The organism is Paraplanobispora siamensis (genome assembly GCF_016863175.1).
GTDB classification, from domain to species: domain Bacteria; phylum Actinomycetota; class Actinomycetes; order Streptosporangiales; family Streptosporangiaceae; genus Planobispora; species Planobispora siamensis.
On the sequence record NZ_BOOJ01000040.1, the window covers coordinates 70,404 to 88,685 of the forward strand.

The following is an 18,282-nucleotide window of genomic DNA, read 5'->3' on the forward strand; positions in this document are numbered from 1 at the left end:
GTCCGGGATCCGGGGGCGGTGGGAGACGCGGGGGCGGTGCGGGGTCCGGCGTGGTGACGCCGGGCCCCGCGCTATCGTGCCGGCCCGGGCCGGTGCTCCGGGGGCGGCGGGGTGATGTGGAGGCGGTCCAGGAGCATCTGGAGAAGCTCGTCGGTGATCTGGTCGAGGGTGGCGTCGACCCAGCCGACGGCCCAGTCGTGCATGAGGCCGTTGACGGCGCCGATGAACGCGGCGGCGGTGACGCGGTAGTCGCGGTGGGGGATGTGGCCGCGGTCGGCGGCGTCCTGGGCCTGCGCGCACAGGAAGTCGATCCAGCGGGCGCGGCGGTCCAGGCGCTGGCGGTCCAGGCGGGGGCTGACGCCGATGATCTCGACGAAGGCGATGCGGGTGTGGCGGGGATCGCCGGTGGCCCCGGCGGCGTAGGCGCGGAACAGGCGGGTGTAGCGCTCGTGCGGCTCCAGGTGCTGGACCTGGGGCAGGACGTCCAGGACGGCCCGCTCGGCCGCGTCGTTGACGTACAGGTGCAGCTCGGCCAGAAGGTCTTCCAGGGAGTGGAACTCCTCGTAGAACTGGCGGGTGGACAGCTCGGCGGCCCTGCACAGGTCGGTGATCCTGGTGGCGCGGTAGCCGGGCCCGGCGCCGAACAGGTCCAGGCCCGCCTGCATGAAGCGGGCGCGGCGCTCGGCCTGCCGTTCGGAGGCCGACCTGCCCCCGTACCGGCCCGCCGCCGGTGTGATCCTGCCCGCCACCGTGCCCTCCGCTCCGCGATGCCCCGATTTTCTCCCATCGGGACTTGTGGCGCGCGTCACACGTCCCTACTATCGGGTAACAAGGTTTGAAAATATAAATATTCAGACTTACCTCGTCATTCCTGACTCCTGAGGCATTCCTGAGGCGCGAAGCATCTCTGAGGCGCGAAGTCCGTCTTTCACGCTCCTTCACCCCTCTCACCCCCCATGGAGGAATGACCATGCACGCCTCGATCCGTGCGCGCCGGCGCAGGCCCCTGCTCCGCGGCGCCGTAGCGGCCATGGTGGCCGCCGCCACCGTCTGCGGGACCGTCTCCGGCTCCGCGAGCGCCGCCTCCGGCCCCGCGCACACAACCTCCGCCCTGCAGGAGGTGATGCTGGTCGGCAACAACTGGGAGGGCACCGCCGACGTCATCAGGTCGAGCGGCACCTTCGCCAAGATCGGCCGGATCAACCTCATCCCCGACAAGAACGACCGGCTGCGCGAGATCTACCTCAACCCCATCCGCCTGGCCTTCTTCCTGGGCATCCGGGAGACCGTCGGCGAGGGTCACGACCAGTTCGTCGACGACCTGTACACCACCCCCGACGGATCGGCGATCGTGGTCTCCCGCCCCAGCTTCGCCGACGTGGCCTCCGTCGACACCGCCACCGGCAGGCTCAGGTGGCGCTTCCCGGTCTCGGGATTCCGCTCCGACCACATGGCCGTCTCCCCTGACGGCACCCGCGTGGCTGTCTCGGCGTCCACCTCCAACACCGTCCACGTCCTGGACATCACCACGGGCCGGCAGCTCGGCTCGTTCAGGACCGGCGACAAGCCGCACGAGAACGTCTTCACCGACGGCGGCGGGCACCTGTGGAACATGTCGATCGGCGAGGTCAACAACGACTTCGACGACCCGTCGCAGGACTGGCTGAAGGGCGACCGCAAGATCACTGTCGTGGACGCCGCGACCTTCAGGAGGATCAAGACCATCGACATGCGGCCCCGGCTCGACGCCTTCGGCCGCAGGGACCTGTCCGACGCGGTCCGGCCCGTCGCCTTCACCCCCGACGAGTCCAGGCTGTACTTCCAGGTGTCGTTCTTCAACGGCATCGTCGAGTACGACGTGGCCGCCGACAGGATCCTGCGGGTCAAGACGCTGCCCGAGAACCCCGACACCAGCGACGACCGCACGACCTTCGTCAACGACTCCCGCCACCACGGCATGTCCATGAGCCCCGACGGCACCAAGCTGTGCGTCGCCGGGACCATGGACGACTACGCCACCGTCGTGGACCGGGCCACCCTGCGGGAGGGGCCGCTGGTGAGCGCGGCCAAGCCGTACTGGGCCACGGTCAGCGGTGACGGCGCGGCCTGCGTGATCTCCGAGAGCGACGCCGACCAGGTCACCGCCATCGACTTCGCCACCGGCCAGAAGATCACTTCTGTCCCGGTCGGCGACCACCCGCAGCGGGTCCGCCTGGCCCGCCTGCCCGCCGGCTGGACCGGTACGACCGGCTGAGCGCCGCCCGGTGCCGGTGCCGGTGCCGGGGCCGGACCCCCTGAACTCCGCCCCGGCACCACCGGCCCATCCCGGTCACGCTCCCGCCCCGGCACCGCCGGCCCATCCCGGTCACGCTCCCCGGACGGCGTCCAGGCGGGCCAGCTCCTCCGGTGACAGCCGCAGCGCGCCGGCGGCGACGTTGTCGGCCAGGTGATCGGGGTTTCCGGTGCCGGGGATGGCCAGCACGTGCGGTCCCTGCTGCAGCGTCCACGCCAGCCGTACCTGCGCGGCCGTCACCCCGTGGGCGCGGGCGACGGCCAGCACCTCGTCGCTGTCGGCGGCGCCCGCGCCCGCCTCGGCCCCGGCGCCGGCGATCGCGAAGAACGGCACGAACGCGACCCCCTGCCGCCCGCAGGCCTGCAGGAAGGCGCGGTCGCCGGGTCGCAGGCCGATGCCGTAGGGGTTCTGCACGCACACCACCGGGGCGATGGCCAGGGCCTCGGCCAGGTGGCCGGGCGTGGCGTTGGAGATTCCCAGATGACGGACGAGCCCGGCCTCGCGCAGCCCGGCCAGCGCGCCGAAGTGCTCGGCGATCGAACGGGTCCGCGAACCGGGCGGGATGCGCAGGTTCACCACGTCGAGGTGGTCGCGGCCGAGCTGGCGCAGGTTCTCCTCGACCTGCCCGCGCAGCTGCTCCGGCGCGGCCCACCACCACTCGCCCGACGGGTCCCGTCCCGGCCAGACCTTGGTGACGATGACCAGGTCGTCGGGGTACGGCGCCAGCGCCCGGTTGATCAGCTCATTGGCCGAGCGCAGCGGGGAGAAGTAGAACGAGGCCGTGTCGATGTGGTTGACGCCGAGCTCGACCGCGCGGCGCAGTACGGCGATCGCCCGGCCGCGGTCGCTCGGGACGCCGTCGCCGAACGCCTCACCGTTCTGGGTCAGGCGCATCGCGCCGAACCCCAGTCGGTTGACTGTCAGGTCGCCGAGCTGCCAGGTGCCCGCGGCCGCCGCGGTGATCGTTTCTGAGACCATGATCGGATTCTGCCATCGCCGGTCTCCACCCGAAGCCGGTCACCCGACCGGCGACGGCCCGGCTCAGGCTTCGGGCTCCCAGTACGTCTCCACGCGGTGCCCGTCCGGGTCGGCGCATTTGAACGCCACGTAGGCGGGCTCGTCGTAGTCCTCGCCGATCCCGACGCCGTCGGCCCGCATCCGGGCCAGCAGGGCGCGGACCTGCTCCGGCTCGTCCAGGCGGAAGCCGAAGTGCAGGAAGTCCGGCGGCGGGCCCACCTCCCGGACCGCGTGCAGGGCCAGGTCGAATCCGTCGGCGTTGCGGACGATGACGGTGCCGTCCTCGTAGTGCCGGGCGGTGGCGGGGTCGAACCCGAAGTACCTCTCGTAGAAGCGCAGGCTGCGCCGTGCGTCGCGCACGGGCAGGCCGAGATGGCTCAGGCGCATGGCCCCAGCGTGCGGCCGCGTCCGTCCCGCCACAAGGTCCTTTTCCACGCCCGTCGTCCCGGCGCGGCAGGACGCCGTCAACCCTCCCGGTGGTCCCGCAGGGCGGCTACGGCCTCTTCCGGGGTGTCGTAGAGGGAGAACAGCCGGTCCAGGCCCATGATCTGGAAGACGTAGACGATGTCGCGCTCCATACCGGCCAGGGCCAGGGCGGCGCCGGCCTCGTGGGCGCGCCGGTGCGCGGCGACCAGGATGGAGATGCCGGTGGAGTCGCAGAAGGTCATGGCCGACAGGTCGATCACCACTCCGGTGCCGGGGGCGAGGGCGATCTCGTCGAGGGCCGCCCGCAGGCGGGAGGCGGTGTGGTGGTCCAGGTCACCGGCCACGAGCACCATGTGAAGGTTGGCCGAGTGCGGCCGGAGGGTGACGGTCAGACCGTGCTCGTGTTGCACCAAGGCTCCTGAGGGACGGTCGTCGGACGGGGTGCGGGCGGGGGGAGCACCACGGTGTCGTACGATACGCCCTCGCCCAGGGTCGCGATCAGTTTATGCACGGTGACGACGAGGTCATCGGCGCCGGTGATGCCGGGATCCCTCCTCCCGTCGTACGGCCTGCGGGACGGGCCCGGACCGTGGAACGATTTGCCCTATCCTACGTAACCGTTGAACTGCTCCTTGTGATCTGCCGGGCCGGGATGGCCCGGCGCGCAGTGGCGGCTCGGCGCGGACGAAAGGGTGTCGGATGACGCGCTGTGGCGACGCCGGGCACGGGCCGGCGGCGGGGGTCGAGGTCGAGCTGTTCGCCGCCGACGACCAGGTCGGCCGGGACCTGGCGGCGGTGGACTGGCGGGCGACCCCGCTCGGACCGCCGGCGGAGTGGCCGCAGAGCCTCCGGACGGCGGTGAGCATCGTCCTGTCGTCCCGGTTCTCCATGTGGATGGCGTGGGGGCCGCAGCTGACGTTCTTCTGCAACGCCGCCTACCGCCGCGACACCCTGGGCCGCAAGTACCCCTGGGCGCTGGGCCGGCCGGCCAGCGAGGTGTGGGCGGAGATCTGGGACGACATCGGCCCGCGGATCGGGGCCGTGCTGGCCACCGGGAAGGCGACCTGGGACGAGGCGCTGCTGCTGTTCCTGGAGCGAGCCGGTTATCCGGAGGAGACCTACCACACCTTCTCCTACAGCCCCCTGCACGACGACGCCGGTGCGGTGGTCGGCATGCTGTGCGTCGTCAGCGAGGACACCGACCGGGTCATCGGCGAGCGGCGGATGGCGACACTGCGGGATCTCGGCTCCGACCCCAGCGTGGTCCGCACCGAGCAGGAGATGCTGGCCTTCGCCTGCCGGCAGCTCGGCCGCAATCCGCAGGACCTCCCGTTCACGCTGACCTACCTGTTCGACGACGACGGCGGCGCGCGGCTGGCGGGGGCGAGCGGGATATCCGCCGGGCATCCGATCGCCCCAGCCGTCCTGCCGCCCGGCGAGCCGGACCCGGTGTGGCCCGCGGCCGTGCTCGCCCGGGGAGAACCGGCGCTCGTGGCGCTCGACGGCCCCCTGTCCGCCGATCTCCCGGCCGGGAGCTGGCCGGAGCCGCCCACGCAGGCGCTGGCGGTGCCGCTGCTGCAGCAGGGCGGTGCGCCGTACGGGTTCCTGGTGGCCGCGCTCAACCGCTACCGGCCCCTGGACGACGGCTACCGCGGGTTCGTCGAGCTGGCCGCCGGACACGTCGCGACCGGGATCGCGAGCGCCCGCAGCTACCAGGCCCAGCAGCGGCGGGCGGAGGAGCTGGCCGAGCTGGACCGGGCCAAGACCGTCTTCTTCTCCAACATCAGTCACGAGTTCCGCACCCCGCTGACCCTGATCATGGGGCCGGTGGAGGAGATGCGCGACCGTCTGCGGGAGACCGGCGGGCAGATGCGCGACGAGCTGGAGGTCGTCCACCGCAACGGGCTGCGCCTGGGCAAGCTGGTCAACACCCTGCTCGACTTCTCCCGCCTCGAGGCCGGCCGCATGCAGGCCCGCTACGAGCCGGTGGACCTGGCGGCCGTGACCGCCGAGCTGGCCGGCGTCTTCCGCTCCGCGATCGACAAGGCCGGACTGGCCTTCGAGGTGGACTGCCCGCCGCTGGCCGAACCGGTCTACATCGACCGGGGCATGTGGGAGAAGGTGGTGCTCAACCTGCTGAGCAACGCCCTGAAGTTCACCTTCGAGGGCACCATCGGCGTCCGGCTGCGGCAGGAGGACGGCCACGCCGTCGTCACGGTCACCGACACCGGCATCGGCGTCCCCGGCGGGGAGCTGCCGCGGCTGTTCGAGCGCTTCCACCGCATCGAGAGCGCCCGCTCGCGCTCGAACGAGGGCAGCGGCATCGGGCTGGCGCTGGTGAAGGAGCTGGTCGGCCTGCAGGGCGGCACCATCACCGCCGACAGCGTCGAGGGCGCGGGCACGGCCTTCACCATCCGGCTGCCCTTCGGCTCCGGCCACCTGCCGGCCGACAGCCTGGTCCCGGCCGGTTCGGCGGAGGCGGTCTCGGTCACCGCCGAGCCGTTCGTCCAGGAGGCCCTGCGCTGGCTCCCCGGAAACGGCACGCCCGCCCAGGGGACGACCGCCCCCGGCGTCTCCGCCGGAGCGCAGTCCTCGGCGCCGGACGGCGCCGTACCGGCCCGGGTGCTGGTCGCCGACGACAACGCCGACATGCGCGCCTACCTGACCCGGCTGCTGCGGCCCGCCTACCGGGTGAGCGTGGTCACCGACGGCCGGGCCGCGCTGGAGGCGGTGCGCGCCGACCCGCCGGATCTGGTCGTCAGCGACGTGATGATGCCGTGCCTGGACGGCCTGCAACTGGTGGCCGCGCTGCGCGCCGATCCGCGCACCGCCGACGTCCCGGTGCTGCTGCTGTCGGCCCGCGCCGGGCAGGAGGCCTCCATCGAGGGTCTGGAGGCGGGCGCGGACGACTATCTGGTCAAGCCGTTCTCCGCCGCAGAACTGCTGGCGCGGGTGCGGGCGAACATCGAGCTGGCCCGGATGCGCAGCCACCACACCCGATGGCGCAACGCCATGATCGAGTCACTGCAGGAGGCCTTCTTCGTCGCCGAGGAGGACGGCACGATCATCGAGATCAACGCGGCGTTCACCGACCTGCTCGGCTACGGGCCCGAGGACCTGCCCTACACCCCGCTGCACCCGTGGTGGCCGGACGAGGCCGACGACCCCCAGGGGTACGCGATGGTCGCCGACGCCTTCGCCCGGCTCGTCAACGAGGGCAGGGGCAGCTGCGCGGTCCCGGTCAGGCACCGCGACGGCCACCAGCTCTGGATCGGGGTCACCTTCAACGACGTCACCGACCCCGAGACCGGCCGGCGGCGGGTCGTGGGCACCTTCCGCGACGTCACCGGCGAGCACTATCTCGTGCAGCGCGAGAGCGCCCTGGCCGCCCTCAGCATGCGGATCTCGCAGGCCGACAACCTCCACGACGCCCTGTGCGGGTCGCTGGAGGCGCTGCGCGAGGTCTGGAACGCCCGGCAGGTCTTGGCCGTCCTGTGGGACGACGCCTCCGGTCCGGAGGTGACGTGCTCCGGACCCGAGATCCGATGGCCGGACCTGCCGGAAGGCCTGCGCGGGAAGCTGACGGAGCTGCGTGGGCACCCGCCGCTGCGCCCGGTCGGGCACGAGACCGACGGGACCGGCATCACGCTGGAGCACCCGAGGGGTCTTCTGACCGTCTGGGTCGACCTGGGCCGGAACCGGCCCTTCACCGGCGAGGACCGGACCCTCCTGGCGCTGCTGGCCGGCCATCTGGGCCAGGGGCTGCACCGGGCCCACCAGCTCGACCAGCAGCGCGAGGCCGCCGTGGCCCTGCAGCGCGCCATCCTCGGTCCCTCGCAGCTCCCCGAGGGCTTCGCCGTACGCTACGAGCCGGCCACCCGCCCGCTGGAGGTCGGCGGAGACTGGTACGACATCGTGCCGCTGGCGGACGACCGGATCGGGATCGTGGTCGGCGACTGCGTGGGCCGGGGGCTGGAGGCCGCGGCCGTCATGGGACAGCTGCGCAGCGCCTGCCGCGCCCTGCTGCTGCAGGACGCCGGTCCCGCCCAGGTGCTCACCGCCCTCGACAGGTTCGCCGCCTTCGTGCCGGGCGCCAGGTGCACGACCGTCTTCTGCGGGGTGCTGGCCACCCCCACCGGTCACCTGGTCTACTCCAGCGCCGGTCATCCGCCCGGCATCCTGGCCCACCCCGACGGCACCACCGAGTTGCTGGAGGGCGGCCGGTCCATCCCGCTGGCCGTACACCCCGGGCATCCGCGGCCCGAGGCGGGGCACACCATGCCGGCCCGCTCCACCCTGCTGCTGTACACCGACGGCCTGGTCGAACGCCGACGGCGTCCGCTGACCGAGGGCATCGTCCAGGCCGGCGCCGCCGTCCAGGACGGCCGGTGGGCCCCCGTCGAGGAGCTCGCCACCCACGTCATGACCCGGCTGGAGCCTGAGCGCGGCTTCAGCGACGACGTCGCCCTGCTGCTGTACCGCCAGCCCGCCCCGCTGGAGGTGGCCTTCCCCGCCGATTCGGCCCAGCTGGCCCCGGTACGCAAGGCGCTGCGCGACTGGCTGGGGCGCTGTGACCTCAGCTCCGCCATGGTCCAGAGAGTCCTGGTCGCCGCCGGCGAGGCCTGCGCCAACGCCATCGAGCACGGCCACCGCCAGGCGCCGGGCCGTACGGTCCGCCTGCGGGCGGTCGCCACCGCCGGTGACCTGCACCTGACCGTGGTCGACAGCGGCCGCTGGAAGACGCCGCAGCCCGAGGCCAACTCCCACCGCGGTCGGGGCATCGCGCTCATGCGTGCCCTGATGCACGAAGTCAGCATCGCGCCCGGTGCCGCCGGGACCACCGTCGACATGCATGCGAGGATCAGCCGATGAGCACCCCTCTGACCCTGGCCGCTTCGCGGCGGCCCGACGGGACGGCGGTCCTCGCCGTCACAGGTGAGATCGACATGAGCAACGCGCCCGCCCTGGAGGCCGGGGTGGCCCGTTCCGCGGGCGACGGCGTGCTGGTCGTCGATCTCAGCGGGGTCGACTATCTCGACAGCGCCGGACTGTCCGTCCTGTTCGCCCACGCCGAGCGGATCCGGGTCGTCGCCAACCCCCTCATCGCTCCCGTTCTGATCGTCTCGGGTCTCACCGAGGTCACCGCCGTCGAGGGGATGGGCCCCGGGTCCGATCTGGACGAGGACGAGCTGTAGGCCCTGCCGCACCGAGGGGACGGTCTGCGGGCCCGGCCGCCGTACCGGGACGTCACGACCCGCCGGAAGGACCGGGATCGCCGGGAGCCGGGAGGACCGACGACGGGTGCAGTGTGAGGTGGACGCACACGCCGTCGTGCGTCTCCTTCTCCATCCGGGCGGTGCCGCCGTGCATCTCCATGATCTTCTCGACGATGGCCAGGCCTATCCCGGTCCCTCCGACGGCCTGCTCCTTGGCGTGCTGGGTCCGGTAGAACTCCTCGAAGACGCGCCGCAGGTCCTCGGACTCCACTCCGATCCCGGTGTCGTGGATCTCCACCTCGGGCGGGGGACCGGCGACGACGACCACGTCGACGGCGCCGCCGGAGCCGGTGAATTTGATCGCGTTGTCCAGGACCTGCAGCAGCGCGTTGCGCAGCTGCTCGGCGTCGGCCCGCACCCGCACCCGGTCACGGGCGTGCAGGTTGAGGGCCAGCCCTTTGAGCTCGGCTGCGGAGGCCACCCGTTCGACCGCCTGGCGGGCCAGGTCGGACAGGTCGACGGAGTCCGGGGTGAAGGTGGTGGTCTGCGCCTTCAGGCTGGCCATCAGCAGCAACGCGTTGATCAGATGCAGCATGCGGTCGCTGTTGCGCTCGATGATGCGCAGGAAGCGGTGCTCGGTGTCCTCGTCCAGGCCGCCCTCCTGGACGAGTTCCAGATAGCTGCGGATCGAGGTGAGCGGGGTGCGCAACTCGTGGTTGAGGCTGCTCAGGAACTGGTTCTTCAGCCTTTCCAGGGCGTGCAGCCGCCGGACGACCTCCTCCGCCTGGTGGGCGCGGCCGTGCAGCTCGATCAGGGTGACGGCGTGGGCGGCCAGGGTGTTCAGGGCCTGGCGCTGGGCCTCGTCCAGCCGGTCCGGCTCGGGGCCCATCACACAGACCGTGCCCAGGGCGTTGCCCTGGCGGGTGATCATCGGCATGCCCGCGTAGAAACGCACCCGGGGCGGACCGGTCACGATCGGATGATCACGGAAACGCGGGTCGGCCCGCGCGTCGTGGACCTCCAGGAACTCCCGCTCGGAGATGGCCCGATCGCAGAACGGGACCGGCGGGTTCACCCCCGTCAGATCGATGCCGGCCCGCCCCTTGACGTACTGACGCTTCTCGGCGATCAGATTGACCAGCGCGATCGGTGCCCGGCAGACGTGCGCGGCCGAGATGGCGATGGCCTGGAAGTCTGGTTCCAGCAGACTCTCCAGCGCGTTCAGCTCATCGAGCTCCCGTACGCGCTCGGTCTCATCGGCCGCCCCCGGTGCGTTGGTCATTCTCGGTTTTCCGTCCACTCCGTCGAGAGGTTCCCACGGATAGGCCCTACCCGGTTGCGGCCGCCGATCATCTGCCGCACCTCACGGGGCGGGTAAAGAACAGGATGGAGGAGGCCATCCTGACCCGGCAGTATCAGTTTTTCCGGTAATGCCGCCGGATATCTATTTGCAGTCCGGCCTCAAGCGGGCTGAAAGCAACTCGCCGCACATTGTGTTCAGTCGCAGACCGCAGGAAAGGCCCCCGCATGAACACCGCTCGCGCCCTGGCCGTCATCTCCCTCGCCGGCGTCGCCGTCCTCGCCCCGGCCGCCGCCCACGCCGCCACCGGTCCGGCCGTACCGGCCACGGACGCGCACTCCGCGCAGACCGCCGCTCCCACCTCGTGGGGGCCCTATCACGCCACCGGCCGCAAGGCCGTGGCGTCCGGCTCGCTGACGGCCACGCCCAAGGACGACCGCAGCGCGCCCGCGGCCCGGGTCATGGTCACCGGCACCGTCACCGACCTGACCCGCAAGCCGACCTGCGGCTGGGCCATGTTCCGCGTCTCCGTCAAGGCGTCCGGCGGCAAGGTGGCCCTCAAGCACCGCAACTACCGCACCTGCTCCTATGACAAGCCGCGCAAGTTCACCTTCTCCCACACCGGCGTCTACGAGGTCGAGTTCAAGATCTGCGCCGAGGCCAAGGCGGCCAAGCCCTCGCTGAACTGCCTGTACTCCGGCACCTGGAAGCCGCTCTACACCTACTACGACGCCTGACCGGTACGGCCCGGCCGACCTTCACGACAACCGGCCGGGCCGATCATGCATCTAAGGGTGCGTGGAGACAGAGGGGTTGCGTTCGGGGGACCCGGTACGCCTGGGTGATTACTGGCTGGCGACACGACTGGGGTCGGGCGGGCAGGGGGTCGTGTACGAGGCCTACGACGCCGCCGCCAACAGGGTCGCCGTCAAACTGCTGCATCCGCACCTCGTGGGCGATCCCGCCTTCCGGCGGCGCTTCGGCAAGGAGGTCAGGGCGCTGCGGCGGGTTCCCCCGTTCTGCACGGCCCGCGTGATCGGCCACGACCTCGAGGGCGAGCGGCCCTACATCGTCAGCGAGTTCGTCCCGGGCCCCAGCCTGCGCCGGGCGGTGAACCAGGGGGGACCCCTGGACGGCGACGCCCTGCACCGGCTGGCGATCAGCATCGCCACCGCGCTGGCCGCCATCCACCGCGCGCACGTGGTGCACCGCGACCTGAAACCGGAGAACGTGCTGCTGGGCCCGGACGGGCCCCGGGTCATCGACTTCGGCATCGCCCGCACCTCGGACGCCTCGGCCGCCACCACCGAGGAGCTGATGGGCACCCCCTCGTACATGGCGCCGGAGCTGTTCTCGGGTGGCCAGGCCGAGCCCGCCGCGGACGTGTTCGCCTGGGGTGCGGTGGTGCTGTTCGCCGCCACCGGCCGTGACGCGTTCACCGGCCCCGCGCCGGTCGCGGTGATCAACCGGTTGCTGACCCACGACCCCGACCTCGGCATGCTGCCGGGCAAGCTGCGCGGCCTCGTCGGCGCGGCACTGTCGAAGGATCCGGCCTCGCGTCCTTCGGCGCAGCGGCTGCTGCTCGGCCTGCTCGGCGACGACGCTCCGCCGGGGGACCTGCCCCCGGCCGGGGAGGACCTGCTGTCGGACGGCGCGCAGGCCGCGACGGGAGTACGGCCTCCGGACGCCCTGGCCGCCGAGCCCGCCCTGGGCGTGGTGGCCGAGCAGGTCTACGCCGGGCTGCCGCCGGCCGGGCGGGACATGATGCGGGACATGCTGCTGCGCCTGGTGGACGTGCGCGACGACACACAGCTGCCGCGCGCCGCCGGGCTCGGCGAGCTGACCGAGGGCCTGCCCGATCCCGCCCCGCAGGTGCTGACCGAGCTGGAGCAGGCCTCGCTCGTCCGGATCACGGCCGGCACGGTCACCATGGGCAAGGCGGCGCTCCTGCACGCCTGGCCCCGGCTGCACGAGTGGATCAGCGCCGAGCACGAGACGATCGGCCGCCATCGCCGGCTCGGCGAGGCCGCCTACCACTGGGCGGCCAACGGGCACCACCCCGAGGACCTCCTGCAGGGCAGCGCCCTGAACGCGGCTCTGACCTGGACCTCCTCCGCCCGGGTGCGGCTGAACCCCACCGAGACCGAATTCGTCCGCACCAGCAGGGCCCGGTCCCTGCAGCGGCGCAGGCGGCGCAGGCTGGTGAGCGCGGGCATGGCCGTACTGCTCGTCGCCTCGCTCACCGGCGGCGCGCTCGCCTGGCAGCAGTCACTCAGGAGCGACGAGAGCGACCGGCGGCTGGCCGAGCAGCGCGCGCAGGTCACCGCCCGGCGGCTGGCCCTGCAGGCCGACGCGCTCCGCGACCGCGACCCGGCGAAGGCGATGCTGCTGAGCGTGGCCGCCTACCGCGTCGCGGACGTCCCCGAGGCCAGGGCGGCGGTGCTCAGCTCTCTCGGCCAGCAGCAGCGGCACGTCTTCACGGACCCGATCCCGGCCAACACCGGACGGGCGCTGAGTGAGGACGGCCGGATCCTGGTCAGCGCCGGCGGCGGCAGGGTGACCGCGTACGACGTGCGGACCGGCAAGACGATCACGACGTTCACCGGGGTCGGCCAGGGCCCTTTCAGTGCCGCGCTCAGCCCGGACGGCGACACTCTGGCCCTGGGCGGGGACGGTGTCCGGCTGTGGAGCCTGCGCACCGGGAAGCTCCTGGGCGGCGGTCCTTCGCTCCCCGGCACATACCGGGAGGACGGGGGGAGCGGGGGAGAGCCCACCGGCCTGCGTTTCAGCCCGGGCGGCGGCTACCTCCACGTGTTCCAGAACGTGGGCGGACCGTTCCGCGGACTGTGGAACGTCGCGCGCCGCAAGCTGGAGCTCCCGCAGGACGCGCCTCCGGGAGCCACGGAGGTGGGCAACGTGGTCCTGGGACCGGGCGATCGCTTCGGCGCGGTCGGCGACGAATCCGGCGGGGGGAACCTGCGGAACTTCACCGGGGACGGCCCGGTGGAGGGGAGACGCCTCCCCGGCGACCTCGCCGGCCGGGTCCTGGCCTTCTCACCCGACGGTGAGATCGCCGCCGTGGGCGGTGAGGAGAAGGTGAGGCTGTGGAACCTGTCGCGCGGCGCGTGGGACGAGCGGGGGCTCGAGGGCGCGGGCGGCGAGGCGGTCTTCAGCGCCGACGGTGAGTTCATGGTCACCTTCGACGCCGGGACGGGGCGGTCCGCCCTCTCGCTGTGGCGGCTGAGCGACGCCGTCCAGCTGCTCCGCCTCCCCATGGCCTCCACCGTCGTCGGACCGCCGAGGATCAGCGCCGACAACCGGATGCTGACCGTGCTGGACGACTCGGGACAGGTCACCGTCTACGACATCGGCCGCCAGACCCGCCCGCCGCGCGTGCGGACCGATGTCACCCGGCTGCGCTCCGCCGCGGACACCCTGTTCGGGACGACCGGCGGGACCGTCCGCACCTGGTCGCCGCCCGCCCTCACGGAGAGGGATCTGAAGATCAAGGTCGGTGCGGGCGACGAGTTCGACGACGTGGGCCTGGCCGTCACCCCGGACGGCCGCACCCTGGCGACCGGCTTCATGAACAGCTCGGCCGAGGGGGTGAAGCTGTGGGACGTGACCACCCGGCGCCCGCTGCTTGAGATCGAGATGGAGTTCGACGGCGCCGAGAAGGCCGATATGGAGATCAGCCCGGACGGCCGCCTCCTGGCGGTCAGCGCCGGCCTGCCCAACGACTACCACGGTGAGGGCACCGTCATGATCGTCGATCTCGGGCGCGGGAAAGTCGTCAAGCGGTTCCGGCCGGTCGCCGGAGGACGGCTGTCCTTCAGCCCCGACGGCGCGACGCTGGTCACCGCGGACCCGGGCGGGGTCGACGTGATCGACCTGCGCGCCGGGAAGGTGCTGCCGCGGGCGAAGGGTCCGGGCACACTCGCCAGGGAGTGGATGGTGCTCGCCCCCGCGGGCTCCCTCGCCGTCTCGCCGTACGGCACCGGGGCGGTGACCCTGTGGGACACCCGGACCTGGAAACCGGCCGGGCAGCTGTTCAGGCTGCCCGGCCGGGCGCAGAGCGCGGAGTTCTCTCCCGACGGGCGTCTTCTCGCCGTCGCGCACGGCACCCAGGTCACCGTGTTCGACGTCGCCACCGGCCAGCAGCTCGGAGCACCGCTGGGAGCCGCCGTGAGCGGGGAGACGGACTACAGCGTGGACGCGCCCTTCGCCGCCTTCTCCCGGGACGGCGGCACGCTGTACATGCTCGGCCCGGACGGAGGCTTCCAGAGTGTGCCGCTCGATCCCCGGCGCGCCCTTCCCGAGGTGTGCGGGCGGGCGGGCCGTTCGCTGACGTCCGCGGAGTGGCAGGAGCACGTGGGCGGTGACACGCCGTACGTGAAGGTGTGCTGAAGGAGCTCCGCGAGCCTTCGGGCCTTCGCGGGCCGGACCCGTGGTCCGGCGGGTCGTCACGGCGGGATCGCTTCGATCGCGCAGCGCAGGCGGCGCAGCGCCGGCCCGAGCCCGTCCAGCGGCGGCGTGCCCAGCGCCAGCCGGAGCGCACGGGGGCGGGAGGGGCCGGTGGCGAACGCGTCGGCGGTGGACACGAGGATCCCTTCCCGCGCGAGGACCGCCGCCACGTGGTCGGGACGCTGGTGCGCCTCCAGGCCGAGCCAGACGCTGTAGGAGACGGGGTGCGCCGTGACGTCCAGGCCGGCCAGCTCGGCCCGGGCGATGTCCTGCCGCGCGGCGGCGTCCCGGCGGCGGGCCCGCTCCAGCCGCGCGACCGTGCCGTCGGCCATCCAGCCGGTGGCGATCGCGACGACGAGACCCGGCACGCCCCACGAGGCCGCCCGCAGGCTCCTGGTGACGGCTTCGACGTGCCGGGCGGGCACCACGGCGAAGCCGAACCGGAGCCCGGTCGCGACGTTCTTGGACAGACCGGCGACGTAGCAGGTGCGCTCGGGGGCGAGCGCCCGCAGCGGAGGAGGCGGCGCGGCCTCGAGGAACGCGTAGGTGCCGTCCTCGACGATCACGCAGTCGTGGGCGCGCGCCGTGGCGGCCAGCCGCAGGCGCTGCTCCCGGTCGAGCACCCAGCCGAGCGGGTTGTGCACCGTGGGGATCGTGTAGATCGCGCGGACGCGCCGTACACGGCACAGCCGCTCCAGCGCGTCGAGGTCCGGGCCGGTCGGTGTCACCGGGACGGGGGCCAGGTCCAGGCCGTGCTGGGAGGCGAGCAGCCTGATGCCCGGGTAGCTGAGCGCGTCGACGGCCAGGACGTCGCCGGGCCGGGTGAGCGCGCGCAGCACGCAGTCGAGCGCCTGCTGGGTCCCGCCGGTCAGCACGACCTCGGCCGGTGCGGCGTCGATCGCGCGGTCGAGCAGGTAGGTGGCCACGACCGCGCGGTCGTGCGCGCGCCCGCCCGGCGGGTGCTGGCGGAGCAGCGACTCGATCCCGCCAGAGGAGGAGAGGGCCCGCAGGGCCAGGCGCAGCTGGTCGGCCTGGCCGTGGGCCAGCGGCTGGTTGAACGACAGGTCGGCCACGCGCGGCACCGGCAGGGCACGCGAGGGCTCCGGCCCGTCGTAGCCCGCCTGGTGCCGGACGAACGTCCCGCGCCCCGGCTCGCCCGTGACCAGCCCCATCGCGGCCAGTTCGGCGTAGACCCGGGTGGCCGTGGCCAGCGCGATGCGCCGCTCCCGCGCGAGATCGCGGTGTGCGGGAAGGCGGGCGCCCGCCGGGAGCGCGCCGGAGCGGATCGCCGCGGCGAACTCGTCGACGATGGCCTTGTAGAGCGGTGACCGGATGCCGGACTCCCCGGGTCTGCTGGGGCACTGCTGGATCTGGGACGCTGCTGTATCTAGGACGATTGTTGGATCGTCCTAGATTACGGCTCCTAGGCTCGGTACGGCCGACCCCCAGCGAACGGAGTCCCGAGCGCATGACCGTCCACATCGACCAGGATGACCGCCTGATCACCATCACCATCGACCGGGAGCGCAAGCTCAACGCGCTCGACTATCCGACGATCGACACGCTGCTGGCCGTGCTCGACCGCGTCGAGTCCGACGACTCGGTCCGCGCGGTCGTCCTGACCGGGGCCGGTCCCAGGGCGTTCAGCGCCGGTGCGGACATCCCGTCTCTCGCCGGGAGCATCGCGGGCGGGACCGAACGCGCTCTCCGCGAGATCGTCCGGCGCGGTCACGCGCTGACCCGGCGGATCGAGGAGTTCCCCAAGCCGGTGATCGCCGCGGTCAACGGCCTGGCCTACGGCGGCGGCTGCGAGATCGTCGAGGCCGCTCCGCTCGCGATCGCCGCCGGGCACGCGACGTTCGCCAAGCCCGAGATCACCCTCGGTTTCCCTCCGCCGTTCGGCGGCTCCCAGCGGCTGCCGCGCCACGTCGGCCGCAAGCGCGGCCTGGAGATGATCCTGACCGGGGACCCGATCCCCGCCGCACGGGCCGCCGAGATCGGCCTGGTCAACGCCGTCGTCCCCGCGGACGAGCTCCTCGCCGCCGCGCGGGACCTGGCGGCCCGGATCATCCGGCACGCGCCGACGGCCGTGGCGGCCTGCCTGCGTTCGGTCACCCGCGGTGTCAACCTGCCGATCGACGAAGGACTGGCGGTCGAGGCCGCCTGCTTCGCCGCCACCGTGCCGACCGACGGGGTGCGAGACGGGTTGCGCCGCTTCCTCGACCGCGCCGCGGCGGGTGTTCCCGCTCGAAGCGCGCAGTTCTAACGCCGCGGGTCGTCCTGCTGTCGTTCGGCGGCGTCCATGCTGTCGTCGGTGACCGTCCGCAGGCCCGTCAGGAGGGCGAGGGTCAGCACGGCCATGACGGCGAACACCGCGCGCAGCCCGAACAGCTGGGCCAGCAGGCCGCCCGCCGCGGCGCCCAGCGGGCGGGTGCCCCAGGCCACCAGCCGGTAGCCGCTGTTGAGGCGGCCGAGCAGGCGGTCGGGGGTGATGCGCTGGCGCAGGGAGACCGTGACCACGTTCCACACGACGATCCCGACGCCGCCGACGAAGAACCCGGCGCCGATCAGGAAGGGCCGGGCCGTCACCGCGGGTATGCCGAGCAGCAGGGCGCCGCCGGCGAAGGCCAGCGCCAGGCAGCGGGCCCGGCCGAGCCGGCGTTCGATCCGTTCGGCGACGAACGAGCCGCACAGGCTCCCGGCGGCGATGGTGGCCAGCAGCAGGCCGAAGGCCGGTTCGGACAGTTCCATGACCGATGCCGGGCCGACCGCGTACAGGACGAAGACGGCCAGGACCGCGTTGGTGGCGAAGTTGAACACGCCGACCATGACCGCGAGCGTGCGCAGCAGCCGGTGGCGCCACAGGAAGCGCAGTCCCTCGGCGATGTCGGCGCGCAGGCTGGTGGAGAGGTCCCGTTCGACCCGGAACGGCCCGCGTACCAGCAGCAGGGCGGCCACCGCGGCGGCCCACATGGCGGCGGGCGCGAAGAAGGCCGCGGCCAGGCCCGCCGCGACCAGGAATCCGGCCAGGGGCGGGCCGACGAACTCGTTGGCGGTCAGCTCGACCGCGTACAGCCGCCCGTTGGCGCGGGAGAGCCGCTCGCGCGGCACAATCTGCGGCAGGATCGACTGGGCCGCGGTGTCGTAGAGCGTTTCGGTGGTGCCGATGCAGAACGCCACGACGTACAGGACCCAGATCGATCCGGCGTCGAAGACGATCATCAGTGCGAGGACGGCGAGCAGCACGGCGCGTGCGCCGTTGGCCGCGAGCATCATCCGGCGGCGGTCGGCGCGGTCGGCCAGGGCGCCGGCGTGCAGCGCGAACAGCAGCCAGGGAAGCGTCACGGCGATGGCCAGCCCGGCGATCAGCGCGGGGGAGCGGGTGACCTGCACGGCGGCCAGCGGCAGGGCGATGCGGACGATGCCGTCGGCGAGGTTCGACAGGCCGCTGGAGGTCCACAGCCTCCAGTAGGAGGGACCCAGCGACTCCCGTCCGGGGGGAGGGCCGGTGGTGTCCGATGCCATGAATTGAGTATCACCCACCGATGGATAAAATTCCATCGATG

The 18,282-nt window shown here is 72.7% G+C and carries 13 protein-coding genes; 6 read left to right on the plus strand and 7 right to left on the minus strand.

Annotated elements, in window-relative coordinates; genetic code table 11:
• Positions 1–71: 71 nt before the first annotated feature.
• A complete protein-coding gene (locus Psi01_RS24450; RefSeq protein ID WP_204066423.1) occupies positions 72–749 on the minus strand; it encodes a TetR/AcrR family transcriptional regulator in 678 nt (225 codons plus the stop codon).
• 221 nt (positions 750–970) lie between these two features.
• On the opposite strand from Psi01_RS24450, the gene Psi01_RS24455 reads away from it, so the two are divergent.
• Positions 971–2,254 (plus strand): YncE family protein, encoded by a 1,284-nt coding sequence (locus tag Psi01_RS24455; RefSeq protein ID WP_204066424.1) that lies wholly within the window; start codon positions 971–973, stop codon positions 2,252–2,254.
• 111 nt (positions 2,255–2,365) lie between these two features.
• On the opposite strand, the gene Psi01_RS24460 is transcribed toward Psi01_RS24455, so the two are convergent.
• The 3 genes from Psi01_RS24460 to Psi01_RS24470 all read right to left on the minus strand — a co-directional run bounded on the left by Psi01_RS24460 (position 2,366) and on the right by Psi01_RS24470 (position 4,146).
• Positions 2,366–3,271 (minus strand): aldo/keto reductase, encoded by a 906-nt coding sequence (locus tag Psi01_RS24460; protein WP_204066425.1) that lies wholly within the window; start codon positions 3,269–3,271, stop codon positions 2,366–2,368.
• Positions 3,272–3,334: 63 nt separating this feature from the next.
• Positions 3,335–3,697, minus strand: coding sequence for a VOC family protein (locus Psi01_RS24465; protein WP_204066426.1), 363 nt, complete (start codon positions 3,695–3,697; stop codon positions 3,335–3,337).
• A 77-nt stretch (positions 3,698–3,774) separates the two neighbouring features.
• On the minus strand, positions 3,775–4,146 hold the full coding sequence (locus tag Psi01_RS24470; protein WP_239127983.1) for an STAS domain-containing protein: 372 nt from the start codon (positions 4,144–4,146) through the stop codon (positions 3,775–3,777).
• A 289-nt stretch (positions 4,147–4,435) separates the two neighbouring features.
• Between Psi01_RS24470 and Psi01_RS24475 the strand changes: the two genes are divergently transcribed.
• Positions 4,436–8,608 carry a SpoIIE family protein phosphatase gene (locus Psi01_RS24475; RefSeq protein WP_204066427.1) on the plus strand — a complete coding sequence of 1,391 codons (4,173 nt, stop codon included), beginning with the start codon at positions 4,436–4,438 and terminating at the stop codon, positions 8,606–8,608.
• Entirely contained in the window at positions 8,605–8,931 is a 327-nt protein-coding gene (locus tag Psi01_RS24480) for an STAS domain-containing protein (RefSeq protein WP_204066428.1), read from the plus strand. The genes Psi01_RS24475 and Psi01_RS24480 overlap by 4 nt, the downstream gene beginning before the upstream one ends.
• A 52-nt stretch (positions 8,932–8,983) precedes the next feature.
• Here the strand turns inward: Psi01_RS24480 and Psi01_RS24485 are convergent, their stop codons facing one another.
• A complete protein-coding gene (locus Psi01_RS24485; RefSeq protein WP_204066429.1) occupies positions 8,984–10,234 on the minus strand; it encodes a GAF domain-containing sensor histidine kinase in 1,251 nt (416 codons plus the stop codon).
• Positions 10,235–10,479: 245 nt separating this feature from the next.
• On the opposite strand from Psi01_RS24485, the gene Psi01_RS24490 reads away from it, so the two are divergent.
• Complete coding sequence (locus Psi01_RS24490) at positions 10,480–10,989, plus strand: hypothetical protein (RefSeq protein ID WP_204066430.1); 510 nt, start codon at positions 10,480–10,482, stop codon at positions 10,987–10,989.
• Between the two features lie 76 nt (positions 10,990–11,065).
• Complete coding sequence (locus Psi01_RS24495; protein WP_204066431.1) at positions 11,066–14,659, plus strand: WD40 repeat domain-containing serine/threonine protein kinase; 3,594 nt, start codon at positions 11,066–11,068, stop codon at positions 14,657–14,659.
• A 56-nt stretch (positions 14,660–14,715) separates the two neighbouring features.
• On the opposite strand, the gene Psi01_RS24500 is transcribed toward Psi01_RS24495, so the two are convergent.
• Positions 14,716–16,113 carry an aminotransferase-like domain-containing protein gene (locus Psi01_RS24500; RefSeq protein ID WP_307819263.1) on the minus strand — a complete coding sequence of 466 codons (1,398 nt, stop codon included), beginning with the start codon at positions 16,111–16,113 and terminating at the stop codon, positions 14,716–14,718.
• 71 nt (positions 16,114–16,184) lie between these two features.
• Between Psi01_RS24500 and Psi01_RS24505 the strand changes: the two genes are divergently transcribed.
• On the plus strand, positions 16,185–16,982 hold the full coding sequence (locus Psi01_RS24505; protein ID WP_204066433.1) for a crotonase/enoyl-CoA hydratase family protein: 798 nt from the start codon (positions 16,185–16,187) through the stop codon (positions 16,980–16,982).
• Here the strand turns inward: Psi01_RS24505 and Psi01_RS24510 are convergent.
• Positions 16,979–18,241 (minus strand): MFS transporter, encoded by a 1,263-nt coding sequence (locus Psi01_RS24510; protein ID WP_204066434.1) that lies wholly within the window; start codon positions 18,239–18,241, stop codon positions 16,979–16,981. The genes Psi01_RS24505 and Psi01_RS24510 overlap by 4 nt on opposite strands.
• Positions 18,242–18,282 lie beyond the last annotated feature (41 nt).

Excerpts from the sequence above, each read along its gene's own strand:
- Psi01_RS24455 (WP_204066424.1), top strand. The coding sequence starts at position 971 with ATGCACGCCTCGATCCGTGCGCGCCGGCGCAGGCCCCTGCTCCGCGGC.
- Psi01_RS24460 (WP_204066425.1), bottom strand. The coding sequence starts at position 3,271 with ATGGTCTCAGAAACGATCACCGCGGCGGCCGCGGGCACCTGGCAGCTC.
- Psi01_RS24465 (WP_204066426.1), bottom strand. The coding sequence starts at position 3,697 with ATGCGCCTGAGCCATCTCGGCCTGCCCGTGCGCGACGCACGGCGCAGC.
- Psi01_RS24475 (WP_204066427.1), top strand. The coding sequence starts at position 4,436 with ATGACGCGCTGTGGCGACGCCGGGCACGGGCCGGCGGCGGGGGTCGAG.
- Psi01_RS24480 (WP_204066428.1), top strand. The coding sequence starts at position 8,605 with ATGAGCACCCCTCTGACCCTGGCCGCTTCGCGGCGGCCCGACGGGACG.
- Psi01_RS24485 (WP_204066429.1), bottom strand. The coding sequence starts at position 10,234 with ATGACCAACGCACCGGGGGCGGCCGATGAGACCGAGCGCGTACGGGAG.
- Psi01_RS24490 (WP_204066430.1), top strand. The coding sequence starts at position 10,480 with ATGAACACCGCTCGCGCCCTGGCCGTCATCTCCCTCGCCGGCGTCGCC.
- Psi01_RS24505 (WP_204066433.1), top strand. The coding sequence starts at position 16,185 with ATGACCGTCCACATCGACCAGGATGACCGCCTGATCACCATCACCATC.
- Psi01_RS24510 (WP_204066434.1), bottom strand. The coding sequence starts at position 18,241 with ATGGCATCGGACACCACCGGCCCTCCCCCCGGACGGGAGTCGCTGGGT.